At 46.2% G+C, this 15,004-nt stretch carries 10 protein-coding genes; 3 read left to right on the plus strand and 7 right to left on the minus strand.

Annotated features, from left to right (window positions below):
• A complete protein-coding gene (locus GZK95_RS08005; protein ID WP_075716037.1) occupies window positions 1–2,895 on the minus strand; it encodes a pyridoxal phosphate-dependent class III aminotransferase in 2,895 nt (964 codons plus the stop codon).
• A 752-nt stretch (window positions 2,896–3,647) separates the two neighbouring features.
• Between GZK95_RS08005 and GZK95_RS08010 the strand changes: the two genes are divergently transcribed.
• Both GZK95_RS08010 and GZK95_RS08015 read left to right on the plus strand, forming a co-directional pair.
• On the plus strand, window positions 3,648–4,946 hold the full coding sequence (locus GZK95_RS08010; protein WP_075707541.1) for a TolC family outer membrane protein: 1,299 nt from the start codon (window positions 3,648–3,650) through the stop codon (window positions 4,944–4,946).
• 38 nt (window positions 4,947–4,984) lie between these two features.
• Window positions 4,985–5,572, plus strand: coding sequence for an OmpA family protein (locus tag GZK95_RS08015; RefSeq protein WP_225624010.1), 588 nt, complete (start codon window positions 4,985–4,987; stop codon window positions 5,570–5,572).
• 54 nt (window positions 5,573–5,626) lie between these two features.
• Here the strand turns inward: GZK95_RS08015 and nhaA are convergent, their stop codons facing one another.
• The 5 genes from nhaA to GZK95_RS08040 form a co-directional block, all read right to left on the minus strand.
• The gene (nhaA, locus tag GZK95_RS08020) at window positions 5,627–6,790 is read right to left on the minus strand and encodes a Na+/H+ antiporter NhaA (protein WP_075707545.1); all 1,164 of its coding nucleotides are present in this window, start codon (window positions 6,788–6,790) and stop codon (window positions 5,627–5,629) included.
• Between the two features lie 291 nt (window positions 6,791–7,081).
• A complete protein-coding gene (locus GZK95_RS08025; protein ID WP_075716035.1) occupies window positions 7,082–8,218 on the minus strand; it encodes a lipocalin-like domain-containing protein in 1,137 nt (378 codons plus the stop codon).
• Complete coding sequence (locus GZK95_RS08030) at window positions 8,219–10,672, minus strand: ABC transporter permease (protein WP_075707547.1); 2,454 nt, start codon at window positions 10,670–10,672, stop codon at window positions 8,219–8,221.
• Complete coding sequence (locus GZK95_RS08035) at window positions 10,653–11,324, minus strand: ABC transporter ATP-binding protein (RefSeq protein ID WP_075707549.1); 672 nt, start codon at window positions 11,322–11,324, stop codon at window positions 10,653–10,655. The genes GZK95_RS08030 and GZK95_RS08035 overlap by 20 nt, the downstream gene beginning before the upstream one ends.
• Window positions 11,325–11,445: 121 nt before the next feature.
• Window positions 11,446–12,819: an MATE family efflux transporter gene (locus GZK95_RS08040; RefSeq protein ID WP_075716034.1), complete on the minus strand. Its 1,374-nt coding sequence runs from the start codon at window positions 12,817–12,819 to the stop codon at window positions 11,446–11,448.
• Between the two features lie 95 nt (window positions 12,820–12,914).
• Between GZK95_RS08040 and GZK95_RS08045 the strand changes: the two genes are divergently transcribed.
• Entirely contained in the window at window positions 12,915–14,369 is a 1,455-nt protein-coding gene (locus tag GZK95_RS08045) for a DUF2867 domain-containing protein (protein ID WP_075716033.1), read from the plus strand.
• Window positions 14,370–14,440: 71 nt separating this feature from the next.
• Here the strand turns inward: GZK95_RS08045 and rnk are convergent, their stop codons facing one another.
• Window positions 14,441–14,851, minus strand: coding sequence for a nucleoside diphosphate kinase regulator (gene rnk, locus GZK95_RS08050; protein WP_075716032.1), 411 nt, complete (start codon window positions 14,849–14,851; stop codon window positions 14,441–14,443).
• Between the last annotated feature and the right edge of the window lie 153 nt (window positions 14,852–15,004).

Here is a 15,004-nt window from a genome sequence, read left to right on the forward strand (position 1 = left end):
TTAATTACCTCTTTTAACTAGCTCAACCACTAAAGATTCGACCTCACAAAACAAAGCCGTAAAATCTGTCATCTCTAAACACGGGTTCAAAATTGTAAGTTTCAGTGCAGCTTTATCTGCCACAACTGTTTCGCCCAATACCGCGACACCTCGGGTTAATGCCTCAAGTCGGAGTGATTGGTTAAATGCGTCTAAGTCCGTGACCTTGTTATTTACCGCGCGGAACAACACTGTCGTCAGTGACGGTTCTGCGAGTAGTTCGAAACCTTCACTGTTGCGAACTAAGTTAGCGACCTGCTGTGTTTGCTCAACCAAATGGTCATACATATCACCCAGCATGCGAGGACCGACACTTTGCATTGTCATAAAGACCTTAAGTGCATCAAAACGCTTGGTGGTGGCGATAGATTTATCGACCAAGTTAGGCAACTCATCATGCTCTCGATTCAAGTAATCGGCGTGATGAAGCAGATACTTAAAGTGGGCGTTATCTTTGACGAGCAACGCACCACAACTCACCGTTTGGAAAAACAGTTTGTGGAAGTCAACACTCAATGAATCAGCTTGTTCGATACCATTAAGTCGCGACTTATGTTGGCTAAGAATCAATGCGCCGCCGTAGGCAGCATCAACGTGAAGCCAGAGTGAATGCTGCTTGGCGATCTCTGCGATGGCAGCAAGGTCATCAATCGCACCGTGGTCAGTGGTCCCTGCGGTTGCGACAATAACAAATGGAATCAACCCCTGCTGTTTGAGTGACACAATTTCAGCTTGCAGTGCTTCGGTTTTGATAGCCCCATTGCTTTCACATTCAACACAACTCACCGACTGTTCGCCTAAGCCCAGCAACGAGGCAGACTTTTGCACCGTAAAGTGTGATTTCTTCGAACAGAGGATGCGCAGTTTATCGGCAAAACTTGGCAAACCCTGCTTTTGAACTGAGTGTCCATTACGCTGATCTGCAACCCAATCTCGCGCAAGCAGCAACCCCATCAAATTACTTTGTGTGCCACCACTCGTGAAAATACCATCGGCTTGATTACCCAGTTGATACTTCTCGCACATCCAATCCACCACGCGCTGTTCAACATAGGTTGCAGCCGAGGCTTGATCCCACGAATCCATGGATTGATTAAGCGTCGCGATCATCGCTTCTGCAACAATAGACGGCATCAAAGGAGGCGTGTGCAAATGGGCAATACAGTTTGGGTGTTGAACGATAATCGAGTTTTTTGCTACCAACTGTGCAGTATCATCAATCACTTTACCTAAGCTCTGAACGGAGTTATCGAGATCAACCGCGTTAATCGCCTGTTCGAGCACTTTAGGCTCCATTCCCGAATACGGCGCATCAACATGCTCCATCACCTGCTGCATAGCCGCGCTCGTTCGACTCATGGCTTTGACGAAATGATCACTGCCGTTTGCCCCCGTATGCACAAAATGCTCACGCCAGTTTTTGCTGGTATTTACCTGACGAGAAACCCCACCAGCTACAGAGATCGCTTGCTCAATCACTCGCAATGCAAAATCAATTTGCTCGAATGAAATAATCAGCGGTGGCAGAAATCGAATCACCGAACCATCACGTCCACCTTTTTCGACTATCAACCCCCGCTCCAGCGCTGCCCGCTGAATACGTAACGTTAACTCCCCGTCTGATGCAGGTTCACCAAACTTGTTGCGCTCACCATTAGGTTGGCATATTTCTATCCCGAGCATTAAGCCGCGCCCGCGAACATCTGCAATACAGTTGACTCGTTTTTGAATCGCTTCAAGACCAAGACGCAAGTACTGACCTGCAATATTTGCGTGCTCAACTAAGTTGTCTCGTTCAATAATTTCCAATGCCTTGGCGCCAGACACCATGGCTAACTGGTTACCACGGAATGTTCCTGTGTGTTCGCCAGGCAACCATGTGTCGTATTGCTTATTAATCACCAAAAGAGACATCGGCAGTCCGCCGCCGATCGCTTTAGACAGACATAAAATATCCGGTTGAATGCCCGATTCTTCGTACGCAAAGTGGTATCCCGACTTGCCAACACCACACTGAATTTCATCAAAGATAAGTAGGATGCCATGCTCATCGCAGATTCTGCGTAGTTCACGCAGCCAAAACGCGGGCGCCGCAATAACGCCTCCCTCGCCTTGAACAGGTTCAACGATCATCGCTGCGGGCTTCATTACCCCCGATTCATCATCTGCAAGCATACGCTCGATATAACGAATGCCAGCTTTCGCTCCGGCATAACCACCCAGCCCAAATGGACAACGTAAATCGTAAGGGAATGGCATAAAATGCACATCAGACATTAAACCGGTGCGACGAGCTTTCGTGTTGAGATTGCCCATCATGCCCATTGTGCCATTTGTCATACCATGGTACGCACCACGGAAAGCGAACATGCTATTGCGACCAGTGGTTTGCTTGGCGAGTTTGATCGCCGCTTCAACGGCATCAGCGCCAGAAGGGCCGCAAAATTGAACCGCAGAGTTTTGCGCGAGTTCATCAGGAAGGAACGCTTTGACACGTTCAATAAAGGTGTTTTTTACGTGGGTTGTAATATCAAGGGTTTGATAAGGTAGGCCTGAATCGAGTTGTTCTTTTAGCGCTTGGTTGATTTCACTGTGGTTATAACCGAGCGCTAATGTCCCCGCTCCTGCTAAGCAATCAAGGTAAACTTGCCCTCGGCTATCTTCTACAAGTGCACCATAGGCCTTTTTGATCGCAATAGGCAAACGGCGTGGATAAGAACGAACTTGAGATTCATGTGACTCTTGCTCAAGCAATAATTGATCTAAGGTCAGATCATAAACTTCCCCATTGAGAGGAACTTGGCTTGAAAAATGGGTTGCGATATTTTCCGTATCGACTTCAAAGGCTGTGCTCATGATAATTCCTTTGAGACGTAACCTCCCGACAACCATAGGCATGCGGGATAAACAGTCTTTCCGCAGGCTTTAGGCGTGCAGAATCCATTCCATCTTTACGATGGATTACATATCAAAAAAAGGGATCAAGGCTCAGTAATGCTGCTGTTTTGAAGCACAGGGCATTTAGGTAGATCAAAGCTGATTTGAATGATTGTGTTATGTGGTTTCAATGTTGGGTTTCCCATTCACATGTCGCCGCCGCGACATTAGTATCCCGTCTATCGATAAAGAGATTATCGATACCTACCCTACGAGTGGTCACTCAGCCCGAATGCACGCTCGCGTATCCCCCAGATTGTTTCCGAGATTGCGCGGGAAATTATCACAATTAGATATTTATTGGCAATGTTTTTTCACACTAGATGCTATTGCATCGTGAATTATTCATTTTTCGCCTTATCGTTAGCATTTTGATAACGATGTCACTCTTAAGCTTATCTATATGGCATTGAGGTAATGGTATCACTGACACCAATAGATTTAGCACTTATGCACTAAGTCAAACTAAGGGCTTTTCTACAAACCCACTGCAATAAGTTGGGTCATTTCACCACAAGCTGCTTATATTTCTCATTTTTAGTACTTTCACATTTCTACTTTTCTCAACACTCAACTAGGCTTTACTTAAGCAATACATTGATTTACCCAAACCATAAAAATTCGTCTCTTGTCAATTTGCATCGAATAGGGAGAGTCTCGTGAGAATTACAATGACAATACTGGTTGGCGGTCTATTAGCCAGTAACTATTTGAATGCTCAAACTTTAGAGCAAGCTGTTGCGCTAACTTTGGAAAATAATCCAGAAGTAAAACAAGCCTACAACGAGTATCAAAGTGCGGTAAAAGAGCATGACGCTGCGGGTGGAGCTTACCTCCCAAGCATCGACCTAGACGCAGGGATTGGTTATGAAGGCATCAACCCTGCTGATTCCACTTCTCGAGAGGAGACCGACCTCACTCGAAAGGAAGCGACCTTAAGCTTAACTCAACTTCTGTGGGATGGTAACGCAACGATTAATGACATTAGCCGAACCGGCGCGGACGCTGAATCGATCCGTTTGCAACTTCTATCTGACGCGTCAGATATGGCACTTAAGGTGACAGAAGTGTATTTGGATGCAGTGAAAGCTACCGAAGTACTCGCACTGTCAGAAAGTAACCTTGCTGTTCACAAAGAGATCTATCGCGACATTAAAAAGCGCGCCGATTCCGGTATTGGTTCAACCGCTGACGTCACTCAAGTCGAAGCGCGTATAGCCAAAGCGCACGGAAACTTGCTTGCAGCACAAAACAACTTGATTGATACCCACACCCAATTTCGCCGCTTAGTCGGACAAGAACCGCTTGGTTTGATATACCCACGAGCCGACGAATCAAAACTGCCATTGTCGCTCCCACTGGCGCTGGATGAAGCTTATGAAAAGCATCCAGTGATCCAAATTGCGAAAGTTGATGTTGATGCTGCTCGTTATCAATACAAACAGTCAAAGGGGAATTTTTACCCCACCATTTCAATTGAAGCGAGTCAGTCGTGGCGAGATGATGCAGGCGGTGACGAAGGACGTAGTGATGAAACACTCGCCATGCTGAGATTGAGATACAACTTGTACAATGGCGGCAGTGACAGTGACTTATCCGAACGTGCGGCGTACCAACTTAACAAAGCGAAAGATTTACGCGATTCAACCTATCGTCAAGTCGAAGAGAGCCTGCGTCTATCTTGGAGCGCACTCGACCTCACCTTGCAACAAAAGAACTTCCTTGCCGATCACGTTGATTCAGCCTCAGAGACCGTCATCGCCTACGAGAAACAGTACCGCATTGGCAAACGAACCCTTCTTGACTTACTCAATACCGAAAATGAACTCTTCCAAGCACGTAAAGATTATTTGGACGCGCACTATGCCGAGCAGTATGCGAAATACCGCGTCATGAACGCAACGGGTAATCTTCTCGATGCCTTACTAGTAGAAATTCCTAATGAATGGACAGAAAAGGTGGATTACTAATGAAGCAAGCCAATACTTTACTGCCACTTTTACTGACTATGTCGGTTACTCAGCTCGCCTTTGCCAACAACAGTGAAAGTGACGAATACGACTATATTGCCACGCCCGATGCTAATCAGATTGCAGATCTTATTGATGATGATAGAGATGGGGTTATAAATGCACGCGACCTCTGCATTAGTACACCGGAGGGGTCACTAATTAACAATGATGGCTGTGGCATCATCGCTGAAACACAAGATGAAATGCAGCTTAGAATCCTGTTTGCTAATGATTCTTCGACGATTTCGCCAATCTTTGAGAACCAAATTCGCAACATGGCTGATTTTCTCGAGCGTTTCCCGGAAACTGCTATCGAAGTGCAAGGCTTTGCCAGCAGCGTTGGCGCTCCAGAGTATAACTTAGCGCTTTCAAAACGACGTGCAATCGCAGTCGAGCAGGAACTGTTGAATAATGGCGTTACACCAGACCGCGTAACTATCGTCGGTTACGGAGAAACCAATCTTGAAGCCAGCGGTGATGACGAGCTCTCCCACGCGAAGAACCGCAAAGTGACGGCAACAGTGGTGGGTTATGATCAGGAACCTGTCAAAGAGTGGACGATATTTAGCGTTATAGAGAAATAGAGTAATAGAAACGAAATGCAAAAACGCCTCGAACTATCGAGGCGTTTTTTTTATTTAAGCTTTGCTCACTGCTTTGCTCGTCTTAGGCAGCGAGATATGCAGTAAGAAGTAACCCAATATTGCCGCGGTTGTCGACCCCATCAAGATACCCAAGCGGGCGTAGGTATCAAACTCGACATTGGTTTGACCAAAGGCCAGTGACGAAATAAAGATCGACATAGTAAAGCCAATACCACACAGCACTGATACCGCAAATATATGACGCATATCGATGCCCTCTGGCAGCTTAGCGATACCCATCTTAACCGCAACCCAACTGAAGCTGAAGATACCCAAAGGCTTACCAACCAGTAGACCAAGTGCAATACCCAGAGGCAGCATCGAGGTTAAACCTTCGATAGAAACACCCTCTAGTGAAATACCTGCATTGGCAAACGCAAATAGAGGCAAAATACCAAACGCTACGTATGGGTGCAGAGCGTGTTCCATATGTTTCAGCGGAGACTTCTCGCCTTTCTTACCTTTCAGCGGGATAGCAAAACCAATAACTACACCAGCAAGTGTTGCGTGAACACCCGACTTAAGAACCGCAATCCATAGAATCGCGCCAACAATCATGTAAGGAAGTAACTTAGTCCATGAACGCGAGTTCAAGACAAACAGGCAAGCTGTCATCGCGAAACCAATCGCCAACGCAGTCGTTGAAAGATCACCTGAATAGAACAATGCGATAATAACAACAACGCCTAAGTCATCAATAATAGCCAACGCCAGCAAGAAAACCTTTAGGCTCACTGGAACACGGCTACCAAGTAGCGCCATGATACCCAAAGCAAAAGCGATATCAGTCGCCGCTGGAATTGCCCAACCTTGAATTGCCATTGGGTCATTGATGTTGAATGCCAAGTAGACCAGTGCAGGTGCAAGCATACCACCAACCGCTGCTATCGCAGGAAAGATTGCTGTCTCTTTCGACTTTAGCGCACCTTCAAGCAACTCGCGTTTCACTTCTAGACCAATCAGAAGGAAAAAGACCGCCATTAGACCATCGTTGATCCAATGCGAAACCGACATACCAAAAACATAAGTGTGTAAAAAGGCTTGGTATGTTTCGTTTAATGGTGAGTTTGCGATAGTCATTGCAATTGCTGCGGCAATAACCAGTAACACGCCCCCTGCAGACTCCATCTTGAAGAAGTCGCGAATAATATCACTCATGTGATCGTCCTTATACTTATTATCTTAACGATGAACAAAGAATAACGAGAGTGTATAGCTATCCTTGTATTGATAAAAATCGCTTGTTCGGAGGTTAAACATCGGAATTTCCGAAACAAACGAGCAAATTGAACGCATATTCCGCAGCATTCAATTTTATAACTTATTCTTTACGTGCTACAAACCCCTGCTTTAAAACAGTATTTCCAGATATTATCTATTCAAAAGATAGGAAACTTAGAAACATTTCACAAATGAGTTACAAACTAAGATTGAATCTTTTTATCGTCGTTAATAACCAGCGAGTTGCATGAAACCTTGGCTATTGTGACTGCCACTGGTTCGTATTGGACCTTCCCAATACGGCATAACAAAGGGTAGCCACAAATTAGAGTTTTGCACCTGAGTGGTTAAACTGATGTCATATTTGGGGATATTGATCATCCACTCCAACGGAATGGGTTTATGTCGTGCTAATAGACTAGTTTGGATCGGGATAATCGTAATTTCGTCTTGAGAAATGGGGATAACCTTGCCTGAACTGGTCGACAAGGTCGCAACCGCGTGGTTAGCGGCGTCTTGATAGCGATAATGATGTACTGACAGTGTGGTTTGATGATCCAAATGAAACACAAACCAATCCCAGCCAATTTGAGCGGTATTAAGCAACCCACTGCCCCACTCTTTACTCATCCACGCTTGACCTTCAATCTCAAACGCAGGCCCACCATCCAACGCAAGTTCTCCAGAGACCTTGATAAATGGTGCAGTTAGGTTGTGCGACGCTAATTGGTCAACCTTACCTTTCATCACATACCCGCGATTGCCAGGCAGCACAAACGGGCCAGATGCCACGCTATCGAGCTTTAAGTTCAAGTTATCGGTTTCAACCGACAACACGCCCGGAAACGGGGTTCGTCCTAATGAGCTCCAAGACCAGTTATCAAGCCAAACTTTAAAAGGTGCAGTATCGACACCAGCTTGACCAATGCCACCACGGGCAATGCGCTGCTCTTTCCACACGTGCTTCTCGTTGGAAACCACGATATGCGATAGATAGAGTTGTGAGTTTTGCCAACCTGACACTACTTGCGGGTTGTTGGAAATACGGAAAAAACTCCATTGCACACCATAACGCTCACCATTAGCATCTTTAACGTTAGCGAAAAAATGCCACCAACCATGTTGATAGCTGGGATCTAAGGCAAAATCTCTTGGCAAAGCAACGGGTTTATCTTCTGTGACAACGGCGAACTCTTTGGTTGTTTGGGTAAACAGTAAGTTCGCTTGCGTGTTAATGCTATTGGTTTGCTCATCTTCATCTCGACCAAAATCCGCGAGCAACACAGCAAAAGCCAAGCCAATAACCACAGCAAGGCTGGTCACTAACTTCTTTGTGTATGATTTCTTTACCGGCTTTTGCTTCATTTACAACGCATCCCTTAGCGATTTCATTGGGGTGTTTCTTACTAATCTGAGTACAGGCATGGCACCGGCAATCACTAAAGAGAGCATCGCGAGCATAATAGTATTGACGTATTCTTGTGGGATAAATTGCAACTCTAACGTCCAACCAAACGACTGCTTAATAACGATATCTACCACCAAATGCGCCAGCATTAAGCCCAGTGGCATTGCCACAATAATTGCAATCGCACCAAATACGAACAGTTGTAGACTGCCCATCATAATCAACTCTTTACCTGACATTCCTAAGCAACGCAGCAAAGACACATGCCGCTGTCTTGCGACCTCACCTGCCACCGTAGAGAAGAAAATACCGAATACGGCAATCACTAGGGTTATGCTACCCAACGTGTCGGCAATTGAGAAAGTACGGTCAAACACATACATGGCTTGCTTATGAATACTGCCATTATCAAAAATTCGTTCTGAGCTTAACCTAAACACCGATTCCATACGGCGCTTGAGTCCCTCACTATCCACACCCTCTTGTAATACCGCACCCAAAGCCACTGAGCCGCTGCCGGCAAAACTGTAAAGCCAGTTTCGATGGGACATCAACACCTGATTATAAGGGTTACCATAATCATAGTAGACACCTACAACTTGCCAGCCTTGCCCTGCCTTGCCATATAAGTCGATATAGTCGCCAGGGCGAATCCCCATCTTAAGCGCCATTGATTCGCTCACCATCACACCTTTAGAGTGATGTAGATGATACCAATAGTTCGGAATGCCAAGTTTGACCGTCAATGCACTCAACTCGCCTTCCGACGCGCCAGTACTGACAATTTGTAGTGAGCCTTTCGGCGTCGAGGTTTCTTTTTCCCATCGCCACCATACTGATTTCACTTCCGGTTGCTTCGATAACCAAGAACTCAATCGCGCAGCAGAGCTACTGTTCGGGTGGATATAGAGGTCAGCCGCCAAACGTTGGCTTAACCATTTATCTGTGGTGTCGCGGAAACTGCCGACCATTGTCTCGATGCCGATATTGGCCGCCATCGCCAACATAAACGCCATCGTAGCAACGCCGCGATAACTCATACTTGCCGCTGCGTCTGAGAAGAACCAACGCACTTTCACCCAACGCATTGAGTAACTAAAACTGGTGAATAGCCGCCAAATCAGAAACGGAGTAAACAATGCCACGCTCAGCAGCATCAATGCGATGATCGCGTAACCCGACTCTTGCGATTGCGGCGCTTGATAGATAGCTATTGCAGCAACTGCCAGTGCACAGGCAATCATCGCTTGAATAGAAAACTCCGCGCCAGTCGAGCGTAATAGCGACAAGCGTGTTGTTAAACGAATCGGTTGAGTACGAAGCAAACGAACTAAGGGCCAAGCACAAGAAGCGAACGCACCAATCAGCCCCATTGCCAAGCTATATAAACTGGCTTTAGGACTCCAATGAATTGAAAGACCCACATTGGCGTTATACAAATCTTCCAAGCTCGCAGAGACACTCGGAATCAATTGATTTGCCAACAACATTCCAAGTACGTTACCACACAGCCAACTGACAAAAACCAGCACCGCCAGCTCAAGCAATAATGCTCGTGTTAATAACCACCCTGACACGCCGGTTTGACGAAGAATACCAACCAGTGGTTGTCGTTGTGTCAATGATAAAGACATTGCTTGATAGAAAATAAACAAACCGACAAGGAATGCCATCATTCCCATCGCACTCAAGTTCATGTGAAACGCTTGAGTCAGGGAGATAAGCTCAGCTTGCGAACTGCGCATCAATGACAAACCATGAGGCAAAGTTTCTGCTAACTTATCTAACTTGTCTGGTGACATTTCCGCACAGGCAATGGAAGAAATTCCTGAGCTTTTCTCCAGCATACGTACTAACGCCATGTCAGCGAAAATACGCGTACCGTTAAGATGGTTCTCATGCTCGATAACGATCGGTCCCAATTCGCTACCATCATCAAGGCGAATCGAATCACCATTCTCCCAACGCATATACGTGGCTAAGTCTTGGCTCACCAATATCGGATATGGTGGCTTCATAAGACCTAATGAATTGATCTCTTTTAATGAGATGTTTTTCTCCAACGCCAACATCGCAACAGGGTCAATCCCTACCAGCGTCAAATCAAGTCGTTTCGCCGTTCTAATGTTGATTGAAGTAAACGGAGCGCACTCAGTAAAGCCATCACGACGTAACTGAATATAATAGCCTTGGGGGATGTGATTAATGGCATGCTTGGGGCGAATGCGGTGCGGCAAAGGATTGGAGAACAGTTTTTCGCCGTGTTGGTAACTCTCTTTCGCGTGTTCATTGATCGACGTAACGCCAACTAACAGAGAAACACCAAGAGTTAGGCCAAGCCATACAAGAAGAATTTGAAAAGGGTAACGTCTGTAATGGCCGAGTAACGCTTTAACTACGGGCCATAACATGCAATTGCCCTCCTTGAAGGCGGATGCGCCCTTCCATATGATGCGCGACTTTTTCACTGTGAGTCACTAACAACAATGTGCATTCAAGTTGACGGGTCAAAGATGTCAGTAGACGCATCACAGCCTCAGCATTACGCTCATCGAGACTTCCCGTCGGCTCATCCGCAAGCAGCAGCTTTGGTTCCATATACAATGCGCGAGCAATCGCAGCGCGCTGTTGCTGCCCGCCGGAAACTTCTTCTGGGTATCTTCCTAACAGTGGCATCAAGTCAAGCGCAGATAGAATCTGGCGCCATAAGCCTTGGTCTTCAGGAAGACCTTTTAACTGGCGGCAAAAACGGATGTTATCGGCAATATTGAGGGTAGGCAAAAGGTTGAACTGCTGGAAAATAAGACCAATGTTGTTACGACGGTAAGCGGTTCGGTTACTTTCAGTCTCTTGGCTCATTAAAAAATGAGGAAACTCCACTTCTCCGGAGTCGACGGTGTCTAGTCCCGCAATCAGGTTAAGCAGTGTACTTTTACCAGAACCACTCTCACCCATTAATGCGATTTGCTGACCTTGCGATAATGTTAACTCAGCACCTTGTAAAACCGGGTGAAATTCACCACCATCTACATAGCCTTTACATAGGTCTGTTAGTCGTAACATCTATCGCTCACAATTAGAAAATCAAGGTTGTGAATTTACACCAAATCGCCTCCGGTAGGAAGCATTTTGGACTCGCGATCACAACCCCAGCAATCGATAGCATATTAAAAGCACTATCTTGCTAATTTTCAATCAAATTTCGTAGCCATTTCTTACTTCTAACACGATAAATTGAACCACCCCATTTCACTACTTCTTCGGTTAGGAACAGAACATAAATCGCCTCAGGCTGCCATCCCCAATAGATAGCCGCTATTGCTGCTAAAGGAATTCCGATAATCCACTGCGCAACGATGTCTTGATAGAGACAGAACTTAACATCCCCACCCGCTCTTAACACACCAACAATTGCCATCATGGGAATACAACGCAGAATTAAACCTAAACTGAGTACCACGATAAATTTATCGGTCAACGCACGTGTTTCTGGTGTTAAGGCACTGAATGAATCCAGTACTAAGTTTCGACATACAAATAGCAAAATCGCAACAACGATAGCCGCAAGTACACTCAAAAACATAATACCAATGGCTTGGTAATACGCCTCGTCATATTTTTTCGCACCAATCTGATTGCCAATCAACACGGCTGAGGCATTCGCCATGCCAATTAAGAGTGCCAGCGAAATCGATTCCACCGGCGTCATAACCGAAAGCGCAGCCAAGCCTTGTACGCCTGATTGCCCCATGATGGCGTGATAAGCAAACAATCCACCAGCCCATGCGAGAAAGTTAAGCGTTGTCGGCATAGAGAGTTTGAGGAAGCGAATCACTTTATCTACTTTGAGTGTGACGGCAATATCTGACAATGAAAACGCCAATAGATGCTTTTTATAGTGCAGGTATCCATATAAGCACCCCACCTCAATAGCACCACTGATCACCGTTGCTATCGCGGCGCCTTTAATACCCAGTGCAGGCATACCAAACTTACCAAAGATGAGCACCCAGTTAAGAAAAATGTTCGAGGCGATACCAATACCGCTAAAGAATGTACTCAATCCAGGTTGATGAACCGCGCGCAGTCCCACCGCCATACTGGCAACACATGCCACCGCGAGCATGGTAACCGACGAGATAACCAAGTACTCGCTGCCTAGCTGCATAACCAGTTCAGAATCTGTGGTAAGCCCCATGATTTCACTCGGAAAAATCAAGAACAGCAACACACTCAGTAACGCAAAGATGGTCGCCATAAACCAAGTTAACGCGGTACTTTCTCTCACCCCTTGCTTATTTGCGGCGCCCCAGTACTGGGCGGTTAGCATTGCCCCACCCGTGGTGACACCAACTAGCATAATCGTAGTCACAAACGTTGCTCTCGCCGCGACGCCTACGGCGGCAATTTCAGCCTCACCAAGCTGTCCCAACATAAGCACATCAACCAAGCTACGGCTAGAAAACATAATGCTTTGCAGTGTGATCGGCAGGGCGATGGAAATTAGGCGACGAACAAAGTCACCCCGGGTATGGGAAATCACTTGGGACAAAAGCATCAAAAACAACCTCGACTAATTTCATTGGTTATATTGCCAACTGAGCTGGTCATTATATACTCAATTAAAAACAAGAACATACATTTAGGTGGATGATGAAAAAAGTTTTGGTACTCGGCGCGTCAGGTTACATCGGTTCACAGTTATTGCCTCAGCTCTGCGCTCAAGGTTACGACGTCACAGCCGCTGCGCGGCAAATTGATTATCTGCAAGCGCGCACTCTGCCCCACTCTCATTTGACGCTCACCTATCTCGATCTTGCCGATCGTCAAGCAACCTTAGCACTTGTACCTCAGTTTGATATTGTCTACTTCCTCGTTCACGGTATGGCGCAAGGGTATGATTTTGTTGACTATGAAATATCCTTAGCCGAGAACTTCAAGGCGGCGCTCCAGCAGAGCCATGTCGAGCATGTTATTTATCTTAGTGCTATTCAACCTCAGACGGGCAATTCAGAGCATTTACAAGCGCGTAAGATGACAGGGGAAATCCTGCGCCAAAGTGGCGTAGCCATTACTGAAGTTCGCGCTGGCGTAATTATTGGCCCTGGCTCTGCGGCTTTTGAAATTATGCGCGACTTTGTTTACAACCTACCCGCGTTGATTACCCCCAAATGGGTCGACTCCAAAGCCAACCCAATCGCGCTAGCAAACCTTAATCATTATCTGCTGGAACTTGCCAAAAACCCATCTGACGGCAACGTACTTTATGAAGCTGGCGGCCCGGATACACTCTCATATCGGGAGCAATTTAAAGTCATCTGCCAAGCAAGTCAGCGACCTTATCGGTTATATGCTACGTCGCTCCTCACACCGAAAATGGCGTCATACTGGCTGGGAATGGTGACCTCTGTACCTTCCAGTATTGGCTCTGCTTTACTTGCTGGGCTAGAACATGATTTTATTGCCAACTCAACAGAGCTTGAGCAACGTTTCCCCCAGAAAATGATTGGCTTTGAAGAGATGGTCAAAACCAGTATTGAACAAGAAGGCAAGTTTGTGCGCAGTAACGTTTGGGGATTTGACCCTGCCGCACTCAAGCGGTGGCAAGCCGGCTATGGCTATTACCCCAAACAGACTGGAGCCAACATTGAAACACAATTGTCCGCCGATGAACTTTGGCAGGTCATCAAAACCTTAGGCAATCGTCAAGACCCCTACTTCTTTGCTAACATCCTGTGGCGCACGCGTGAGTGGCTCGATATTTTCTTTGGCGGAAGTAAACCTCTTCGTCGCATGCCGGAAGGACCTGAACTCAAAGTGGGTGATTTTATTGATTCGTGGAAAGTAATTCGCTGCGAGCGCAATCAATTTCTCTCGCTCTTGTTTGGTATGCAAGGGCCCGGATTGGGGAGACTAGAGTTCACTATCAATGATTTGGGTGACAAGCGCACGCTCAATATCACTGCATGGTGGCATCCACAAGGATTCAAAGGGTTACTCTATTGGTTTGCGATGATGCCGGCGCATCTGTTTATTTTTAAAGGCATGGTAAAGGCGATAGTGCGCAAAGCGCTTAATAAACGCGGGGGAGAGATAAGCGATAATTAACTAACTTCACGACAAGATATGCTTGCCTGCACCAGCAACAAAAATGCCCAAGATTAACTTGGGCATTAGCATTAGAGCGAGTATTCCCCTTCACGCTCAGGTTGATACGTGATCTCTTGAATTGTCACATCAACATTTAAGCCATCAGGTTTAGGCCACTGAATTGTATCGCCAACAGACAACCCAAGTAGTGCGCTGCCAATCGGAGCAAGAATTGAGATCTTACCGCCATTAGTATCCATGTCTTTAGGATACACCAATGTCATTTCAAACTGCTTTTGGGTTGCTTCAATGATAAAGCGTACCCGCGAGTTCATTGTGACCACATTTGGTGGTAATTGCTCTGGGGCAACAATAACCCCTCTCTCTAACTCAGCTTCTAGCTGATCTGTTGAAGCGGCATTGCGCGGCAAAGACTCGATTAAGTCGTAAATCCTATCGACATCAAGTGACGAAAGGGTAATTTCGGGTTTGATATTCATACTGTCCTCATACAACAAAAAAGTACCATTACCGTACTTTTTACAAGACATCCTCTTACTAAACAAAACGCCCCCAGACTTCACGAGAGTAAAGTCTGGAGGCAAGGTAGTTTGAGCTGAATTGTCTAAACGCTAATGTGCCTAGTTGCTTAG

The sequence above is a fragment of the Vibrio panuliri genome (genome assembly GCF_009938205.1).
Taxonomy (GTDB): Bacteria; Pseudomonadota; Gammaproteobacteria; order Enterobacterales; family Vibrionaceae; genus Vibrio; species Vibrio panuliri.